Origin of the sequence: Sphingobium sp. B2D3A, assembly GCF_025961795.1 — a bacterium.
GTDB lineage: Bacteria > Pseudomonadota > Alphaproteobacteria > Sphingomonadales > Sphingomonadaceae > Sphingobium.
The window spans coordinates 2,383,061-2,401,941 of record NZ_JAOQOI010000001.1 but is presented as its reverse complement, the minus strand read 5'-3'; the positions used below and the strand labels follow the sequence as shown (position 1 = coordinate 2,401,941).

Genomic DNA, 18,881 nt, shown 5'->3' with positions numbered 1-18,881 from the left:
TGGACGTTCCGCCCTAGCCCCAGCGATTGATTTCCGGGCCGGGCGCAAAGGCGTGAGCCGGCTGCGCGCCGCGCGCCTGCGCGAGCGCCCGCTGCACGCTCGGCCGCGCCTCAACCCGCGCCAGCCACGCCCCCAGGCGCGGCTTGCCGGCGAAGGCATCGGAAAGCAGGTCGCGCATCGGCGCCACCCAGGCGTAGCTTTCCAGATCAGCGAAGGAGAAGCTGCCCATGAGCCAGTCGCGCGCGTCTAGACGGGCCTCGATCTTCTGCGTGGCCTCCCGGATACGTGCCTCGCTGGCAGCACGATGCTCGGCCGAGAGCTGGCCGCTACGCGTCTCGCGCCAGCGCTCGGCCAGATCCTGCGAGGCAATGGGGGCAATCAGCGCATCGAAGCGCGCCTCATCGAGCGCAGCCAAGCGCGGCATCGTCCACGCCAGGTTGGCCAGGGCGGCCGCGCCGGGCGCGAGGCGCTCGATCATCCAGCGACACCAGGCCATCATTTCCCACCGCGCATAGGGATCGGTCGGGCGCAGGCCACAACCGGGCGAGGCATCATCCAGATAGCAGGCGATGAACACGCTGTCGCACAGCGCCTGACCGTCGACGACGAGCACCGGGCCCTCCCCTTCGACGCTGTAATCGACCTCGAAAGCGCGCGGCACAGTCCCGCCATGGCGCTCGGCCATGCCGAGGTCGATAGGGCGAAGCTCCGCGTTCAGACCGCTCTCGAACAGCGCGGCGAGCACGGCGAGCGAGGGGCCGGTCGGCTCGCCATGATACAGGGTCATCGCCATCACGTTGTCTCCTCGATCAAGGGAATGATGCGCTCGGCAAAGCGGGGTACGCGGCTATGGGCCCAGGTCTCCCGCACCGCAGGGCGCCGCGCAATGGCGCGCAGCCACCGCATGATGTTGGGGGTTTTTGCGTCGTTCACGTCATCGGGCTGCATGGAGGGGAGCCCGTAAGCAGAATTGAAGCAATTGATATCCGCCAGCGAGTATTGATCCGAGCCGAGATATTCGCGCTGCCCCAGCGCCTCCTCCAGCTTGGTGATGCCCAGCTTCACCCGCCGCGTCGACTCTGCCAGCTCGGCTTCGCTGAACAAGCCGTAGATCGCCTTGCGCCAGGCAGTGCGGCGCTCCGGCAACGGAATGCGGTCGATCGCCGCTTTGAGTTCTTCAGGGTCGCGCGCCCGGACCTGCGGGCCGATGAAGATGCTCCAGCCGATCATGCTGAACGACGGGCAGAGCCACTGGTCGAGATATTTCATCCACCAGCGCACGCGCCAGCGATCGACCGGGTCTTCAGGCATCATCGAGGGGCCGGGAAAGGCCTCCTCCACATATTCCATCATGGCGGTCGATTCATTGAGCAGCCGGCCGCTATGGGTCATCGCCGGGATCGTCCCCATCGGGTTGATCGCAAGATAGTCCGGCTTGTGCTGATCGAACGAGAGCAGGTCGAGATAATGGCTGTTGAAGGCCACGCCTTTCTCGATGAGAGTAAGCATGGGCTTGCCCGAATTGGCGTTGGGCTCCCAATGGTACAAAGTGACGTCGTTGCTGCTGCTCATCGTAACGCGGGCCGCTGCCCTCTCCTCTCGATCAATTTCAGGCCATCGTCCAGGCGATGAGGTCATGCGTCGCGTCGCGCCGTTCAGAGCGCAGACGCAGCCCGCGATCCTCAAGCCAGGTCCGGGCGGCGACATAGTCATTCCACCCGGTCAGACCCGCCACCGGACCAGACATCGCGCCGCTGCGACGGATCGCGCGGACGCCGGCCCAGTTGCGGCTATGCTCTCCGGCAAGATCGATCTGCTGCACGCCGAAGAACTGCCCCGCGAAAGACCGGCTTGCGGCTCTGCGGCTGTCATAGACGACGATGCGGGCTGCCTTCTCCGGCCCAGCGACGGCCCGGGCGCCGAGTAAGCCGACAGCCCCTGCCACCGCCACGCCGCCCAGCAATTGCCGCCGCGAGACGCTGCTCATTTACCCTTCCCCAGATAGGCCGCCACGGCTTCCAGTTCGGAATCGGTGATGTCCACGCGCGTCTGGCGCGGCATCGCGCCCTTGCCCATGCGCACGACCGCTTTGACATAGTCAGCGGTCAAATCGTCCCGGTTAGCGATCAGGCCCATGGCGGGCGGGTTGCCCATCATCACCTGCTGTTTGGTGATCAGATTGGTGCCCATCCCCCAATCGAAATGGCAGGCGCCGCACCGATTGGAGAACAGGGCTTCACCGCTATTGGCATTATGCTGCCGGTCCCCTGGCGCCATTTGCGCCCTCATGCCGTAAGCGGAGGGTGGCGGCGGGCCGCCTGCCGGAGCACCGCCGGGCTGGGCAGCCCGCGCATCCCTTGTCCCCAGATCATAGGTCGTCATCAGCACGCCGACTGCCATCAGCGTCATGAGGCTCGTTACCTGCCCTATCCTCATGCCAGTGCCTTTCCACGCTGGTCGGCATAGGCGCTGGGCCAGATGCCGTTCTTGCCGGGGGAGAGAATGCCGTTCGGGTCGAGCGTGTTTTTCACCTGCTCGGTCATCCGCCGCATGGCGTGGTTGTTGAACCCGAAGGTATCGGAGATCGCGTCCATCCAGCCGAGATGGGTGCGATATTCGGCACAGCCATGGGCGGCAGCGTCGGCGATCAGGGCGTTGAACAGCGTCTTGATCGTCTCGACCTGCTTGTCGTTGTCGCGGTCGTACATGAGCATGTTCACATTGTTGCAGAACCGCCCGCCAATGGTGAAGCTGGCGTAGAAATCCACATCATGATCGTTGATGATCTTGCGGCTGCGGCGCATCTGGTCGAGCACATGCTTGCCGGTGGCCGGGACGACCGGCGAGAAGCCCATATGCGCGCTGCGCCCGCCAACCCAGTCGCCCATCTGCAGCGGAACGGCCGATGGTACGCCGAGCGTCAGGTCCATCACATTGGTCGGATCGCCCTTGCGCCACCAGCGCTCGCCGATCGGCGTCTTGAGGTGCGGCGCGAACGCCGCCTTCACGACAGCCGCCTTGGCCTTGGTCACCGATTCCTCGCCATAGAGGCGCAACTGCATGTTCCAGTAGCTGAGCTTGTGCTCCTTGAGCAGCTCCTGCACGCGCCAGTCAGGAATGGCGCCGGGCTTGTCCCAGAAGTCCTTGCGTTGCCCCAGGATCGTCATCTTGCCGAGCCAACTCGGGATGAAGATCGACTGATCGATGATCCGATTGAGCCGCAGGGGCGTGAGCGTGTCGATCACCCAGGCGATGTCTTCCGCCTGTGGGATTTCAAGGTTCAGCTCCACCGAGGTTTCCGGCTCCGGCATCAGCCACATGCCGGCCTTGGTCACGACGCCCAGATTGGACTGGGTGAACATCTGGTCCCAGCTCGGGCCGTAGCTGAACGGGAAAAGATGCGCGGCCTTGTTGTTCTCCATGGCGCCAAGGCCCGTGCGCACCACATCGCCATTGCCGAGCACGACTTCCATGCCGCACAGGTTGCTCGCGTGGACCCCGTAGGGCGTGTAGCCGATGCCATGATCGAGCGCGTTGCCAAGCACTGAGCCCCAGCCATTGCCGGGAACGGACATCATCAGCGGCAGCTTCTCGCGCTGGATATGCTCATAGAGATCGATGAAGCCGACGCCCGGCTCGATCACGCAGTAGCCCAGCTCTGGATCCACCTCGAGAATGCGGTTCATCCGCCCGAGATCCAGCACCATACAGCCCGGCATCCGCGGTGCCGCCGTACCATAACCAAGGTTCTTGCCGCGCGCGACTGTCCACAAGGGGAGCTTGTGCTCATTGGCAATGCGCACGACCGCCTGCACTTCCTCGACCGTGCTCGGGGCTACCGCGCCCGATGCGGTCCAGAGCGTCTCGGGCCCCGGCGCGTAAATATCCGCATAGGCGTCGCGATCTTCATCGCTGGTCATCACCCAGCCCGCACCGACCGCAGCCTGCAACGCCTTGACGGCGGCATCGAAGCGTTGCGGTGACATTCCGGGCGGCAAAACTAGCTTCATGCGCTCACCTCTCCTTGCGGGCCTGTGCGGCCTCTCGCTCTTTCGACTATTGCTATTGTGGGATCATGGGGCGGTCAAAGGAAATGAGGGCGACCACGCGGCCGCCCTCCTCAAGTTTATCTCGCCCTAGGGCCTCAGAAATCCTTCTTGATCGACACGCGCCATTCGCGCGGCGCGCCGACATTGGCATAGGCCGTGCCCGCGAAGCCGTAGACTGCGTCAAACCGCGACGTGTAGTAATATTCGTCGAAGAGATTGGTGACTTCGAACGACACGGCGAGGTCGCGATCCTGATTACGCCAGGTCAGCCGGGTGCTGCCAAGGACGTAGGAGGGAAAATATTCGAAGTCCGGATTGACCGCATTCAGCGTTCTGCTGGCCAACTGCCGGCCGCGATAGGCAACGTCCAGCCGCGGCGTAATCGAGCCTGCCCCGCCCATGTCGATCTCATACTGAATGCCTGCGCTCCACTGCGTTTCGGGCGAAACGATGGGGCTGCCGGCGGTGATCGTGCTGCCGACGGCGGGCGAGATCGACTTGTACTCCGAGCCGATCAGGCTCAGCGACGCGTCGATCATCAGATTGTCGACCGGGGTTGCCGAAACCTCGGCTTCAAAGCCCCACATCTTGCCGTCGCCGGCATTGGCGATGACTGCGCAGGGCCCGCCGCCATAAGCCGAACAGTCGGAAAGCGGCAGCTGGATCGCCTTATAGTCGTTGTAGAAGCCCGCGAGGTTCACGCGCAGACGACGGTCGAGCAAGTCCGTCTTCAGGCCGATTTCGTAGGCTGTGACGGTCTCCGGCCCGAACGTGCCTTGGGTCGCGTGCGTCGGCAGGAACGGGCGCGCGGTGACGCCGCCACCCTTGAAGCCCGTGCCCACGGTTCCATAGAGCAACACTTCCGGCGAGAAGCGGTAATCCACGGACAGGCGCCAGTCGACGCGGCTCCCGTCATACACGGCCTTCAGGTTATTGAGAGCCGAGAGGCCGAACGGATCGGGGAAGAGCGGCGCGGTATTGTCGAGGTTCCGCCGGATGAACGTGTAGTCCTTATGCTCCTCAGTGTAGCGGATACCGCCCGTGATCGTCATGCCATCAACCGGACGGACGATCGCGGTGCCGAACACGGCCTTGCTGTCCGCATTGATCGGATCGTTGCCGAGGAACTGGAGCGGCACGCCGGGGATGATGTAGCGGATATCCTGAATGGTGAAGTAGGTGCTGCGCTGGTCGGAATAATAGCCGCCCACGGTCAAATCGGCCATGTCGCCAAGCTTGGCGTTGACCCGCAGCTCCTGGCTCACGAACCAGAAATCAAGATCGTTGAAGCCGCCAGCGGCCCGCGTCAGCGTCGGCGTGAAATCGTCGTCCGTGCCCCAGCGGTTGTTGTAGGAGCGATAGGCCGTGATCGACTGGACCTGAAGATTGTCGGTCACATCCCAATCGATATGGCCAGACACGCCCCAGCCACGGAACTTGTTACGATTGCCCGTATTCCAGTTGCCGGCCTGACCGCCCGCCGGCAGCCCCCAGCTTGCATAGGTGCACCACGGTCCGCACAGGAAGTTCGAGGCATCGCCCTGCGCGACGATCGGCACTTCCGCAGCGCTCGGGCGGTCGGAATACTGATAGTCGCCGATGATCTGGATATCGAGCTTCTCGCCGGCATAACGCAGCGCGCCGCGTACGCCTGAATAATTGATGCCGCCCAGATCCTCGACCACGCAGTCGGTGTTGGTCGGCACGGCCGGCAGGATGCCCTCGGGATTGCCGGGGTTGGCGCAGCCATAGTCGATCTGCTGGACATAACCGCGCTGGCTCTTGTGGACGCCGGACACGCGAGCGAAGAGCATATCCGTAATCGGGAAATTCGCCCCCGCCCGCACTTCCACGCGGTTGCGCGAGCCATAGCTCACTTCGGCAAAACCGCTCGGATCGGGTTCCGGTTTCTTCGAGAATAGTTTGATCGCGCCGCCAATCGAGTTGCGACCCGTAAGCGTTCCCTGCGGGCCCCGCAGCACTTCCACGCGCTCCAGGTCGAGCAGGTCGAAATTGGCGCCGGTGAGGGTCGGATAATAGACATCATCAACATAAAGCCCGACGCCCGGCTCATAAGCCGGATTGAAATCGAACTGCCCGATGCCGCGGATGGAGGCGCCCATGGAATCGCCGAACGCGCCACCCATGGGGGTGAGGGTCACGCTGGGCGCCTGCCGGGCGACCGCAGCGATGTCGTCCTGATTGCGCGCCTCGAGCAGCGCCGCATCCACCGCCGTGATCGCCAGGGGCGTATCCTGCAGGCGCTGGGACCGAAATTGTGCAGTAACAATGATATCGGGGGTGCTGTCGGCCTGCGGGGCGGCATCTTGCTGGGCGAAAGCGGGTGTCGTCGCCGCGATGGCCATCACCATAACCGAACCGGCGCACAGCAATGGGCGGATTCTGGACTTCCTGTTCATCACATCTTCTCCTCACCTGTGCGGCTCAGTGCAGCCTCACATTGCGCGGGTCTTTGCGACCTCTCGCAGAGCATACAGGAGCCGTTTTTTTAGGCTCGTTGATATAGGCAGGAATTCCGGACAGGATCAACTTAAAGGAGACGGCGGCAGCCTGACGGCCAAACTTTTGGTCCCGGCGTGGGACTTATGCATCAGGGCGCTTGTTCAAGAGCGCAGAAACATGTCTGGTTGTGCATCTTTGAAGCACGGCAAAGGCGGACAGCCGCCGCGATGGAGGCGGAGGCCGGCTAAGGTCCCAACTTGAATGCGCGAATCGTTGCCGCTGCGTTCGTGAAAACAGAATGCGGCGAGTTAGCGGTCGCCCTGCCCGGCTCACTTAGCGAGCGCGTGCCTCATCAAATCTCAGGCGAGCGGCGTCGATGTCTTGCAGATGATCCTCCGCCCAAGTCCACACGCCACAAAATGCTTCGCCCAGACTGGCCCCCAGCTCCGTCAGCCGATAATCCACATGAGGAGGCACGACCGGATGCACCGTGCGGTGGACCAGACCGTTGCGCTCCATCTGTCGCAGGGTCTGCGTCAGCATCTTTTGGCTGATGCCGGGCATCTTCTCGAAGATCCGTGTGAAGCGCTGCTCGCCATGGTCATGCAACACCTCGATCAGCAGCATGGTCCATTTGTCCGCGACTTGGCCGATAAGGTCATTGACCAGCGCTTCCACGCGGGGATCGATCTGATCGTAGCGATCCGGGCTGGCTGGCACGCTTGGGCGCTTCGCTTGAGTTGTCATTCACACTCTCTTTCCGGTGAGTATCAATCTTTCCGGTGCCTTCTTTCGTTCTGAAAGCTAGGACTTAAATGAGCAGTCGTCCACCAGCAGAATTTGGAGCAGACGGCATGAAGACCACGGGCAACACCATTCTCATCACCGGCGGCGGCTCCGGTATTGGCCGCGCATTGGCGCGCCATTTCCACGAGCTCGGCAACACGGTGATCGTCGCGGGGCGGACCGCAGCGACATTGGCTGAAACCATCCAGGGTCGCGCGGGCATGCACATGCTCACCGTCGATGCGAGCGATCCGGGAAGCATCGAAGCATTCGCGGCCGAAGCGATCGCCCGCTTTCCGGCGATCAACATCCTGTTCAACAATGCCGGCATCATGCAGCGCGAGGATCTGACGCGACGTGGCGACACGACTGTGGCGGAGCAGACCTTCATCACTAATGTGCTGGGGCCGATCCGTCTCACCAATGCCTTGATCGAGCATCTGACGGCGCAGGAAGACGCCGCGATCGTCAACACGACCTCCGGCCTCGCCTTCGTGCCGCTGATCGGCACCCCGAGCTACAGCGCGAGCAAGGCGGCCTTGCACAGCTGGACGGTCTCCCTGCGGGAACAGCTGCGCGGCAAGGTCGAGGTGATCGAGCTGGCCCCACCAGCCGTGCGCACCGAGCTAACCCCGGGACAATCCACGCAGGAAAACTATATGCCGCTCGATGATTATGCTGCGGAAGTGATGGCACTCTTTCAGCAAGTGCCCACGCCCGAGGAAATTCTCGTCGAGAATGTCCGCTTCCTTCGCTCGGCTGAGCGCGAGGGACGGTTTGACGAGACTGTGCGGATGATCAGCACGCTTTGATCGCCAAGGTGGTATGACGAAACATCATCGCCGTCCAAGGGGGCAGGCTCTAACACCTGCGCCCTTGGACGTGCGCGATGATCAGGCTGCTTTAGCCGCCTGATAGGCCGCCATCGGCACCCACCAGCCATGGACCTGCGGCCGCATGCGGGTGGGCACGGGCACCTTGGCGACTGGCCCGGCCGGCAGGTCACCCGCGTTCCAGATCCACACCGCATGTTCGAACTGGTCCGGCGCGGTCTCATGATCGACGACGCCGACCAGCCAGCCTTCATGACCGGGCTCGCTCGACGGCACATGCACGGTCTCGCTCATCCCATGCGCCGGCGGCAGATTATAGCCGATGATTGCGTCGGTCTCGAAATCCTTCCGCAGGAGCGCGGTGAACATGGCACCGACGACGCCGCCCATCAGCGGCGGCCCCATCGGCTGCGGGTTCATGCTGCAATACCAGCCCCGCTTGTACGGGCGACCCTGATCGGCATCGGCAATACGCGGCATGTCTCCCGGAGGCCCGAGCGGCGTGACCTCCACACCGTCGCTCTCACCCTTCATATCGACTGTCCAGCGCTGAAAACCGCCGCCCAGTTCCCAAGGCTGCACATCGATGCCGCTGTCTGCGCGGATATGCGGGAAGGCGATGGTATCGGTGATGTGATGATCGATATGGACCTTGCCGTCCGGCGTCTCGAACGCGTTCATCATATGGAAGCTGGAGGCGCCCTTCGGTCCCTTGAACCAGCGGATCTCGGACACATCGCCATAACGCGGCATCACGCCGATGTGATATTCCAGATCCTGCTGGTGAACCCAGTGCGCGCCTTTGGCTTTCACGCGCTCCAAGTCTGCGGTGGTGGGCTGCAGCGGGAAGATCGCGTAGTTTTCGGTGATCACGAAGTCATGGACAAGGCTGCAGAACGGCGCCTCGAACGACTGTTCCTTGACGAGCTTGCCGTCCTTGTCGGTCCACCAATAAGCGATGGTCTTTGAGCAGAGGCCATCCGCCTCATAGCCATAGACGAACATCTCCTTGGTCTCGGGATCGATGCGGACATGGGCCGTCATCGTCTGCGACTTGAGCGCGCCACCGAAATCATAGGCGCCGATGGTCTCCAGCGTGTGCGGATCGACCTGATGACCCGGCCCATCCTCCTTGGTCATGATGAGCTTGCCCGCATGCCAGACCGGCGTGGTGTTGGAGACGGTCCCCTCCACGCCCTCGGCCGACGCGTCATTGGTGAAGGGGTTGCGATAGCGGCCGAACAGACGCTTGCCGGCGGCGTTCTCGGCCTTCCAGCGCGGGGTCTGGACATATTTGATGTCATAATCGACCGTGCCGTCCTCATTGAAGAGGATGCGGCTGATCATGCCGTCGTCGGAGAGCGCGGTATCGGGCTGGAAGAACGGCTCGAACTGCGGATCGGGCACTGCCCGGAAGAAAGCGCCGCGCACATCCGCCGGAATGGTGCCCTCGGATGCCGTGAGGCCCTTGAACGAAACTTCCTGACGGACTGGCGTGTTGAGGCCCATATAGTCCGGCGTTGCGGGAAACGGCATTCTTCTCTCCAGTCAGCTTGCGGTTTCGGGCCTGTTTGGTCTCTCGTTATCGAACTGGCTATGACCCAGCGCGAAGTTCTTCAGGCCAGTATAGACGCATCGGGTTGGTCACCAGCATCTTGCGCTGCAACGCTTCCGTCGGCGCGATGCGTGGGATCATGTCCACAAGCAAGCCATCGTCCGGGATGGCATCCTGCATGTTGGGGTGCGGCCAGTCGGTGCCCCAGATGACCCGATCCTGATAATCGGCGACAAGCGGCGCGACGGCATTGGCAAAATCATTCCAAGGCGCACCGGCGGGATCGAGCCGGTCCGGGCAGGTCGCCTTGAACCAGATGTCATCGCGACTATCGAGCAGGTTGCGGAAGGCCTTCATGTCAGCACCGTCCGGTCCCTGGCGTACATCGGGCCGGCCCATATGGTCGATCACCAGCGGCACCGGGATCGCATCCATGAACGGGCGCAGTTCTTCGAGAATGTCCGCCTCGAAATAGATGACCACATGCCAGCCCTCCGGCAGTCGGCTCGCGACCTCGAGGAACTTGTCCTTGGGAGCATCGTCTACCAGGCGCTTGAGGAAGTTGAAGCGGATGCCGCGCATGCCGCCGGCGTGCAGCGCCTCAAGCTCGGCCTCGCTGATCGCGGGATCGACCACGGCGACACCGCGCGCCTTCCCGTCAGAAACGGCAATGCCGTTCAGGGTCGCGGCATTGTCGGTGCCATGGCAACTCGCCTGGACGATCACGTTGCGGGAAAAGCCCAGATGATCGCGCAGGGCAAAGAGCATGTCCGGGCCTGCATCCTGCGGCAGATATTTGGCCTTCGCGCTGAACGGGAACTGCGCCATCGGCCCGAACACGTGGCAATGCGCATCCACGGCGCCCGGCGGCGGCGTGTAGGCGGGCTTGCTCGGGTTGCTATGCCAGGAAAGGATGCGGTCGGTCATCTCATTGGTTCCGTTCGGGCTGGGCCTGTCGAAGCCCGGTTCTCACTTTCCGTTCGATTGTTCCAGATGAAACAGCCCTTTGACAAGTTCAGGGCGAACGGACTTGTTCTGAGGTGCAGGGAGCCTGCCATAGACGCAGGGGATGTTCAGCCGAACACCACCCCGTCCATCAGCTTGCGGGCGGTACGCAACATGCCGGCTTCCACCGGCTGTCCGTCAGCGTCCACGGTCACGACGCATTCGGTGACGCCGGTCGGATGCTCGACCCCCAGCGTCTTCGTCGCACCCTCGGGCACCTTGGCGACGGAGGCGGCGGGAGAGCCTTCGATAAGGCATGCCGTCGCCACGCTCACCGCACCCAACACCCCGATGGAGGCATGGACACGATGCGGGATGAGCGAACGCACGGTAACGGCCCCACCCTCGCGCGGCGGCGCCACCAGCATCATCTTGGGGACGGACTTTTCGGTCACGTCGCCGAGGTTCATCATCTCGCCAACCTTGAGGCGGATAGCCTCGACCTTCGCCTTCATCTCGCTATTGGCGTCAAGGGTGTCACGATCCTCATAGCCGGTCACGCCGACGTCGCTGGCAAGCATGACGACGCAGGGCATTCCATTGTCGATCATCGTGACCTTGATGCCATTGATCTCGTCGACGCCATTGCCCGTCGGCAGCAGGGCGCCGCAGGATGAGCCAGCGGTATCGCGGAACAACAGCGGAATGGGCGCCGATGTACCCGGCACGCCACTGATCGAGGCGTCACCATCATAGCGAACCTGGCCGCCGGGCGTCTGCACCGTGGCGACGGCGACCTGGCCGGTATTCTCCATGAAGATGGCGACGCGGGTTTCATCGCCGGTTGGCTGCACGAGACCGCGCTCAATGGCGAACGGACCGATGCCCGCGAGGATATTGCCGCAATTCTGCGCGTCGGTGACAATCGCCTGATCGACGAACACTTGCAGGAAGAGATAATCGACATCGACCCCTTCGCGGCTCGATTTCCTGACCACGCCAACCTTGCTGGTCAGCGGATCGGCGCCACCCATGCCGTCGATCTGGCGCGGGTCTGGCGAGCCCATGACGCGCAGGAGGAAGGCATCGCGGGCGGCGGTATCCGTGGGCAGATCGTCTGCCAGGAAATAGCCGCCCTTGGAGGTGCCGCCACGCATCCACATGCAGGTAATGCCGTCCATCACAGCCTCCCGTTCGAAGCGAACTGAGATGCATTCCGAGGCCGACGTGCCTCACACATATTTCAGGCCTTCCTTCTCCAGGCGCTCGCGCATCTTGTACATGTCGAGGCCCAGCACGCCGGAGGCCAGCTTCTCGCGCTTCTCGCCTTCATTGGCTTCCCGCGCACGGGCCGCTTCCAGCACCTTGGCGGCGTTGGCGCGGGGGACGACGCACACGCCATCATCATCGGCCACGATGACATCGCCCGGATTGACCAGCGCGTTGGCGCAGACAACCGGAATATTGACGCTGCCCAGGGTGTTCTTGACCGTGCCCTGCGCATAGACGGCCTTGGACCAGACCGGGAAGTTCATCTCGGTGAGATCGCGCACATCGCGCACGCCGGCATCGATGATCAGGCCGCGACAGCCCCGCGCCTGTGCCGAGGTCGCCAGCAGATCGCCGAAATAGCCGTCCTCGCAGGGGCTGGTCGGCGCCAGCAGCAGGATGTCGCCGGCCTTCAACTGCTCGATGGCGACATGCACCATCCAGTTGTCGCCCGGAGGCGCGCTGATCGTCACCGCACTGCCCGCGATCCGCGCACCGGCATAGATCGGCCGCATATAGCTCGCCAGCAAACCCGTGCGTCCCTGCGCCTCATGAACCGTCGCAACACCGCACGCCGCCAAACCGTCAATCACCTCAGGATCAGCACGCTCGATATTCTGTACGACCACACCCATGATTGCTCCTCTCGATCAACATTAACTGGCAACAGCCTTGCTCCCGTATAGAATAGGGGAACGGCGTCCGGTCAATCCACCCCGAACTTTGCGCAGATCATAAGCATCTGCTAAGTCTGGCCCTCATGGCATCGGGCCTCTCACCCTTTTCGTTCAATCTGCGCCACCTCGCCGCCGTGGCGGCGGTGACGCACAAGGGAAGTGTGTCCGCCGCCGCGAGCACGCTCCACCTGACGCAGCCTGCTGTGACCCAAGCCATTGCCCGCGTGGAAAGCATCATGGACGTGCAACTGTTCGAGCGGCGCACGGACGGCATGACGCCCCTCCCTCCCGCGATGGCGCTGGCGGAGCGCGTCGAGCAAGCCGCCGAACTGATCGGCTCGCGACGGGTGACCATGGCGCAATTGCGGGCTTTCCTCGCCGTCGCGGATAACGGAAGCTATGCGGCGGCAGCAGCACAGAGCGGCCTCTCGCAGCCGACCCTGCATCGCGCCATTGGCGATCTGTCGCTGATCCTCCGGCGGTCGCTCGTCGAACGGCGCGGACGGGGGATTGCGCTGACCGACGCGGGCCGGCGCACCGCCCGTAACTTTCGTCTTGCCCGGACAGAGCTTGAAGCAGGCCTCGACGAAGCCTTGGGCCAATCCGGCGGCGTGCCCGCGCGGATCACCATCGGGGCGATGCCGCTGTCCCGCGCTCGGGTGCTGCCGCGCGCGCTGGCAAGGTTCAACACCTCATTTCCGGCCATCGAAATCGTGATCGTGGAAGGATCGCATGGCGAACTGGCGGAATCCCTGCGCGACGGCAGCATCGACATGATGGTCGGCGCCATGCGCGATCCGCCGCCCGGCCCGGACCTCATGCAGCGCCCCCTGTTCGAGGATGAGGTGATTATCATCGCGCGGGCGGGCCATCCCGAGGCAGGGCCAGCACGGGATCGCCCGTTGAGCGATCTCGCGGGCTATGCCTGGATCTTGCCGTCGCCCGGCGCGCCCCTGCGGACGCGCTTCGACGAGATGTTCCGCACGGCCGGACTTGCCCCGCCGCCCGTTCCGATCGAATGCGGTTCGGTGATGATGATCCGCGAGATCCTGATGCAAACCGACTTTCTGACCCTGCTCTCGCCCGATCAGGTCTCGGTCGAGCAGGAGGCGGGCTGGCTCGTCTCGCTTGGCGCCCCGCCCGGGGGCTTTTCCCGCGCGGTCGCGCTCACCACCCGGGCGCAGTGGCGACCGGCCCCGGCACAAGCCGCCTTCATCGCCGAGCTGGACCGGGCCGCGACGGAACCATTCGCTTCTGCTTATGGCACGGAGCGGGAACAAATTTGCGATTCTGCTCGATAGGCGGCACAGCGTCGATCATGAGCGGGAGAATTGCCCTTATCGGCTTCGGGGAAGCGGGCCGAACCTTCGCCGGTGCCGCCGGATGGCGCAGCGACGCGCGCGCATTCGACCTCAAGGCAATCGAACCGCAGACGGCCGCCCCAATCCGCGCCGCTTACACCGAAACGGGCGTCACGGGCTGCGAGTCTCTGGCGGACGCGCTAGCCGGCGCGGAAATGATCCTGAGCCTCGTCACCGCCGATCAGACCGAGGCGGCAGCGTCCGCAGCCGCGCGGCACCTGTCCCCCGGCGCGCTGTTCTTCGACATGAATTCCGTGTCGCCGGGCGCCAAGATGCGCAATGCCGCAGCGATCGAGCAGGCTGGCGGTCGTTACGTCGATGTAGCGGTCATGTCGCCCGTGCAGCCCGCCGCGATGACTGTGCCGCTGCTGATCGGCGGCCCGCACGCTGCGCAGGGCGAAGCGGCGCTGCGCGCGATCGGCTTCAGCAAGGTTACGATTGCGGGCGATCAGGTCGGCGCCGCCAGCGCGACGAAGATGGTCCGTTCTGTCATGATCAAGGGCATCGAGGCGCTGACGGCGGAGATGATCCTCGCGGCCCGTCGTGCGGGCGTGACCGAGAACGTGCTGGCCTCACTCGGCGGAGACTGGCCCGAAAAGATCGATTATAATCTCGACCGCATGCTCGCCCATGGCACGCGCCGCGCTGCCGAGATGGACGAGGTGGTCGTGACGCTTACCGAGCTGGGCATCGAACCGGCCATGACACGCGGGACAGTGGCACGCCAGCGGGCGATGGGCGCCTTGCTCGGTTCGATCGAGATGCCGCAGGGGCTTGAGGCAAAGCTGACCTTTCTGGATGCCATGCATCCCGAAATGATCGCGAAGCCCGTGTCCGCTGCGCAGCCCAAAATTACAGAAACAGAAAAGTCTGGAAGGTGACGGAATGACGATGATCATCGACTGCCATGGCCACTATACCGTGCTGCCCAAGGCGCATGATGAGTGGCGCGAGCAGCAGAAGGCGGCGTTCAAGAATGGCACGCCCTGCCCGCCCTATCCCGAGATTTCTGACGACGACATTCGCGAGACCATCGAGCAGAACCAGTTGCGCCTCATCAAGGAGCGCGGCGCGGACATGACGATCTTCTCGCCCCGCGCCTCGGCCATGGCGCCGCATGTCGGCGATCAGTCGGTGGCGGTCCCGTGGGCGCAGGCTTGCAACAACCTGATTGCCCGCGTGGTTGACCTCTATCCCGAGACCTTCGCTGGCGTGTGCATGTTGCCGCAGTCGCCAGAGGCGGACATGACCAGCTCGATCGCCGAGCTGGATCGCTGCGTTAACGAGCTGGGCTTCATCGGCTGCAACCTGAACCCGGATGCGAGCGGTGGCCACTTCAAGCAGCCGCCGTTGACCGACAAATTCTGGTATCCCTTCTACGAGAAGATGGTCGAACTGGACGTCCCGGCGATGATCCACGTATCGGGCAGCTGCAATCCCGCGATGCACGCGACGGGTGCTTATTATCTGGCGGCCGATACGATCGCCTTCATGCAGCTGCTGCAGGGCAATCTGTTCGCCGACTTCCCGACGCTGCGCTTCATCATCCCGCATGGCGGCGGCGCGGTGCCCTATCACTGGGGCCGGTTCCGCGGCCTCGCGGACATGCTCAAGCAGCCCAGCCTTGATACGCTGCTCATGAACAACGTGTTCTTCGACACCTGCGTCTATCACCAGCCCGGCATCAACCTGCTGGCCGACGTGATCGATAACAAGAACATCCTGTTCGGCAGCGAGATGGTCGGTGCCGTGCGTGGGATCGACCCGACGACCGGTCATTATTTCGACGATACGAAGCGCTATATCGATGCGCTCGACATTTCTGACGAGGAGCGTCACGCGATTTTTGAGGGCAATACCCGCCGCGTCTTCCCGCGTCTCGACGCCAAGCTGAACGCCCGCGGGCTCTAAGAGAGGATATCATGACCGAGAAGAAAGAAAGAATCGACGTTCACGCTTATCTTGCCGAGTTTGACGACATTCCCGGCACCCGCGTGTTCACGGCCCAGCGCGCGCGCCGGGGCTACAATCTCAATCAGTTCGCGATGAGCCTGATGAAGGCCGAGAATCGCGAGCGGTTCAAGGCGGACGAGAGCGCCTATCTCGACGAGTGGAACCTGACACCCGCCGCCAAGGCGGCCGTGCTGGCCCGCGACTACAATGCCATGATCGACGAGGGCGGGAATGTTTACTTCCTCTCCAAGCTCTTCTCGACCGATGGCAAGAGCTTCCAGTTCGCTGCCGGATCGATGACCGGCATGACGCAGGAAGAATATGCACAGATGATGATCGACGGTGGTCGTTCGCCTGAGGGCGTGCGCTCGATCAAGGGAGGATTTTGATCATGGCACGCGTTACCACAGGCATTACGTCCAGCCACATTCCCGCGCTCGGCGCGGCGATGCAGACCAAGACCAGCGACAACGATTATTGGGGTCCGGTCTTCAAGGGCTATGAGCCGATCCGGGAGTGGATCAAGCAGCCGGGCAACACCCCCGACGTTGTGATCCTGGTCTATAACGACCACGCCTCGGCGTTCGACATGAACATCATCCCGACCTTCGCGATTGGGTGCGCCGAAAGCTTCAAGCCAGCGGATGAAGGCTGGGGCCCGCGCCCCGTGCCCGACGTGAAGGGCCATCCGGACCTCGCCTGGCACATCGCCCAGAGCTTGATCCTCGATGAATTCGACATGACCATCATGAACCAGATGGACGTCGACCATGGCTGCACCGTGCCGCTCTCGATGATCTTCGGCGAGCCGGAAGAGTGGCCGTGCAAGGTCATTCCCTTCCCGGTCAACGTGGTCACCTATCCGCCGCCATCGGGCAAGCGCTGCTTCAGCTTGGGCGACAGCATCCGCGCCGCGGTCGAGAGCTTCCCGGAAGACCTCAATGTCCACGTCTGGGGCACAGGCGGCATGAGCCACCAGCTTCAGGGGCCGCGCGCTGGCCTGATCAACAAGGAGTTCGACCTGAACTTCATCGACAAGCTGATCAGCGATCCCGCAGAGCTCAGCAAGATGCCGCACATCCAGTATCTGCGCGAAAGCGGGTCGGAAGGCATCGAGCTGGTCATGTGGCTCATCATGCGCGGCGCGCTGCCGGAGAAGGTGCGTGACCTCTACACCTTCTACCACATCCCGGCCTCCAACACTGCGCTCGGCGCGATGATCCTGCAACCGGAAGAAACGGCCGGAGCGCCGCTGGAACCGCGCAAGGTGATGAGCGGCCACAGCATGGCGAAGGCCTGACACGCGCAAAGGCCCCTCCTCTTCAGAGGAGGGGTTGGGGTGGTGCTGGCCATCACCCCATTTGAAGTGACTTCGGGGGCATTGAGCCCCCGCCGTTCGTTTAGATACCTCTCACCCACCCCTTGCCCCTCCCTTGAAAGGGAGGGGTTAGCTGGAGAAAGGACTCCCCCTCATGAGAATCGCACTCGCAGGCGCCGGCGCATTCGGCGAAAAGCATCTCGACGGCCTCAAGAACATCGATGGTGTGGAGATCGTCTCGATCATCAGCCGTCGTGCCGAGCAGGCCGCCGAAGTCGCCGCCAAATATGGCGCGAAGCACAGCGGCACCGAACTGGACGAGGCACTCGCGCGCGATGACGTCGACGCGGTGATCCTCTGCACGCCCACGCAGATGCACGCCCAGCAGGCGATTGCCTGCATGAAGGCCGGCAAGCATGTGCAGGTGGAAATCCCCCTGTCGGACAGCTGGGCCGACGCCCAAGCGGTCATCGACACGCAGAAGGAAACCGGCCTCGTCTGCATGGTCGGCCACACCCGCCGCTTCAACCCGAGCCACCAGTGTATCCATAACAAGATTACGGCCGGCGAACTCGCGATCCAGCAGATGGACGTGCAGACCTATTTCTTCCGCCGCAAGAACATGAATGCCAAGGGCGAAGCGCGCTCCTGGACGGACCATCTGCTGTGGCACCACGCCGCGCACACGGTCGACCTGTTCGCCTATCAGGCCGGCAAGATCGTGCAGGCAAATGCCGTGCAAGGCCCGATGCACCCGGAGCTGGGCATCGCGATGGATATGTCCATCCAGCTCAAGAGCGAGAGCGGCGCGATCTGCACCCTCTCCCTCTCATTCAACAATGATGGGCCGCTGGGCACCTTCTTCCGCTACATTTGCGACAATGGCACCTGGATCGCGCGCTATGACGATCTGGTGACCGGCAAGGAAGAGCCTGTGGACCTGAGCGGCGTCGCCGTCTCCAGCAACGGCATTGAACTGCAGGACCGCGAGTTCATCGCCGCGATCCGCGAGGGCCGCGAGCCAAACAGCTCGGTCGCACAGGTGCTCGATTGCTATCGCGTGCTCGGCGATCTGGAAGTTCAGCTCAACAAGGCCGGCTGATAAAGACTGGCGGTGTGCGGCCTGTTTCGCGGCTGCACACCGCTTCATTTCCGGCGACGCTCAATCATCGGCGTCATGCCCGTAGTCATTTCTCAAGCTTTGCCGTTTAAGGCGCCGCTCTACCGTCAGACCATAGGCGGCGGGGGAGATGCATGTCAGCGGTGACCGGGTTAAGTTCAGATCTCGCGGAGCTGCTGCGCGCGTTTTCTGCCACCGAAACTGAAATCGTGCAGTTAGGCACGATCGCGCAAGCGGCGCGGATGCATGAATTGCTCCAGCTCCGTCGGCAGTTCGTCGAGCAATTCGGGCTGGTAAGCGCCGCGCTCCAGCGCGAACCCATCCTGCTCGCCTCGCCAGCACTGATGACGCAAGCCATGCGCCTGCTGGCGGCTTTCCGCTCACGCAATGCCATCAATCAGGCGGACTGGCCGGTCATCCGTGTCCGGGACGATCCCATCGCCTATCGCGAGGCGTCCCAGCATGTGAAGGATGCGTCCCGGGACTTCTGGGACTGGATCGAAACCGCCGTCGGCTTTCGGCGATAAAGCACGCAATCCTCGCCAAAAGCGC

19 protein-coding genes are annotated in these 18,881 nt (G+C 63.2%); 8 read left to right on the top strand and 11 right to left on the bottom strand.

The features are described 5' to 3' along the window. Positions 1–13: 13 nt before the first annotated feature. The 7 genes from M2337_RS11190 to M2337_RS11160 all read right to left on the bottom strand — a co-directional run bounded on the left by M2337_RS11190 (position 14) and on the right by M2337_RS11160 (position 7,259). Entirely contained in the window at positions 14–793 is a 780-nt protein-coding gene (locus M2337_RS11190; RefSeq protein ID WP_264570294.1) for a glutathione S-transferase family protein, read from the bottom strand. Beyond that, positions 793–1,572: a glutathione S-transferase family protein gene (locus M2337_RS11185; protein WP_264570293.1), complete on the bottom strand. Its 780-nt coding sequence runs from the start codon at positions 1,570–1,572 to the stop codon at positions 793–795. The genes M2337_RS11190 and M2337_RS11185 overlap by 1 nt, the downstream gene beginning before the upstream one ends. Positions 1,573–1,609: 37 nt before the next feature. Continuing rightward, positions 1,610–1,987 carry a twin-arginine translocation signal domain-containing protein gene (locus tag M2337_RS11180; RefSeq protein WP_264570292.1) on the bottom strand — a complete coding sequence of 126 codons (378 nt, stop codon included), beginning with the start codon at positions 1,985–1,987 and terminating at the stop codon, positions 1,610–1,612. Further along, a complete protein-coding gene (locus tag M2337_RS11175) occupies positions 1,984–2,409 on the bottom strand; it encodes a c-type cytochrome (protein ID WP_264588600.1) in 426 nt (141 codons plus the stop codon). The genes M2337_RS11180 and M2337_RS11175 overlap by 4 nt, the downstream gene beginning before the upstream one ends. 23 nt (positions 2,410–2,432) lie before the next feature. Then, positions 2,433–4,010 carry an FAD-binding oxidoreductase gene (locus M2337_RS11170; RefSeq protein WP_264570290.1) on the bottom strand — a complete coding sequence of 526 codons (1,578 nt, stop codon included), beginning with the start codon at positions 4,008–4,010 and terminating at the stop codon, positions 2,433–2,435. A gap of 134 nt (positions 4,011–4,144) precedes the next feature. Beyond that, positions 4,145–6,469 carry a TonB-dependent receptor gene (locus tag M2337_RS11165; RefSeq protein WP_264570289.1) on the bottom strand — a complete coding sequence of 775 codons (2,325 nt, stop codon included), beginning with the start codon at positions 6,467–6,469 and terminating at the stop codon, positions 4,145–4,147. A 376-nt stretch (positions 6,470–6,845) separates the two neighbouring features. Continuing rightward, positions 6,846–7,259 (bottom strand): winged helix-turn-helix transcriptional regulator, encoded by a 414-nt coding sequence (locus tag M2337_RS11160; protein ID WP_264570288.1) that lies wholly within the window; start codon positions 7,257–7,259, stop codon positions 6,846–6,848. A gap of 107 nt (positions 7,260–7,366) precedes the next feature. Between M2337_RS11160 and M2337_RS11155 the strand changes: the two genes are divergently transcribed. After that, positions 7,367–8,110 carry an SDR family oxidoreductase gene (locus M2337_RS11155; RefSeq protein WP_264570287.1) on the top strand — a complete coding sequence of 248 codons (744 nt, stop codon included), beginning with the start codon at positions 7,367–7,369 and terminating at the stop codon, positions 8,108–8,110. 81 nt (positions 8,111–8,191) lie between these two features. Here M2337_RS11155 and M2337_RS11150 read toward each other — a convergent pair whose 3' ends face one another. The 4 genes from M2337_RS11150 to ligK form a co-directional block, all read right to left on the bottom strand. After that, positions 8,192–9,667 (bottom strand): carotenoid oxygenase family protein, encoded by a 1,476-nt coding sequence (locus M2337_RS11150; protein ID WP_264570286.1) that lies wholly within the window; start codon positions 9,665–9,667, stop codon positions 8,192–8,194. Between the two features lie 58 nt (positions 9,668–9,725). Further along, positions 9,726–10,613, bottom strand: a complete 888-nt coding sequence (locus M2337_RS11145) for an amidohydrolase family protein (protein WP_264570285.1) — start codon at positions 10,611–10,613, stop codon at positions 9,726–9,728. Between the two features lie 146 nt (positions 10,614–10,759). After that, entirely contained in the window at positions 10,760–11,812 is a 1,053-nt protein-coding gene (locus tag M2337_RS11140; protein ID WP_264570284.1) for a 4-oxalomesaconate tautomerase, read from the bottom strand. Positions 11,813–11,863: 51 nt separating this feature from the next. Continuing rightward, on the bottom strand, positions 11,864–12,538 hold the full coding sequence (gene ligK / locus M2337_RS11135) for a 4-carboxy-4-hydroxy-2-oxoadipate aldolase/oxaloacetate decarboxylase (RefSeq protein ID WP_319799422.1): 675 nt from the start codon (positions 12,536–12,538) through the stop codon (positions 11,864–11,866). Positions 12,539–12,660: 122 nt separating this feature from the next. Here ligK and M2337_RS11130 point away from each other — a divergent pair, with 122 nt between their 5' ends. From M2337_RS11130 to M2337_RS11100, 7 genes are all read left to right on the top strand, one after another. Further along, positions 12,661–13,878: a LysR family transcriptional regulator gene (locus tag M2337_RS11130; RefSeq protein WP_264570282.1), complete on the top strand. Its 1,218-nt coding sequence runs from the start codon at positions 12,661–12,663 to the stop codon at positions 13,876–13,878. Between the two features lie 17 nt (positions 13,879–13,895). Beyond that, positions 13,896–14,819 (top strand): NAD(P)-dependent oxidoreductase, encoded by a 924-nt coding sequence (locus M2337_RS11125; RefSeq protein ID WP_264570281.1) that lies wholly within the window; start codon positions 13,896–13,898, stop codon positions 14,817–14,819. 4 nt (positions 14,820–14,823) lie between these two features. Next, a complete protein-coding gene (locus M2337_RS11120; RefSeq protein ID WP_181559641.1) occupies positions 14,824–15,849 on the top strand; it encodes an amidohydrolase family protein in 1,026 nt (341 codons plus the stop codon). Positions 15,850–15,860: 11 nt separating this feature from the next. After that, on the top strand, positions 15,861–16,280 hold the full coding sequence (ligA, locus tag M2337_RS11115) for a protocatechuate 4,5-dioxygenase subunit alpha (RefSeq protein WP_181559640.1): 420 nt from the start codon (positions 15,861–15,863) through the stop codon (positions 16,278–16,280). A gap of 2 nt (positions 16,281–16,282) precedes the next feature. Further along, a complete protein-coding gene (locus tag M2337_RS11110) occupies positions 16,283–17,191 on the top strand; it encodes a class III extradiol dioxygenase subunit beta (protein ID WP_181559639.1) in 909 nt (302 codons plus the stop codon). 172 nt (positions 17,192–17,363) lie between these two features. Further along, complete coding sequence (locus tag M2337_RS11105) at positions 17,364–18,311, top strand: Gfo/Idh/MocA family oxidoreductase (protein WP_264570280.1); 948 nt, start codon at positions 17,364–17,366, stop codon at positions 18,309–18,311. 152 nt (positions 18,312–18,463) lie between these two features. Continuing rightward, complete coding sequence (locus tag M2337_RS11100; protein WP_264570279.1) at positions 18,464–18,856, top strand: hypothetical protein; 393 nt, start codon at positions 18,464–18,466, stop codon at positions 18,854–18,856. Positions 18,857–18,881 lie beyond the last annotated feature (25 nt).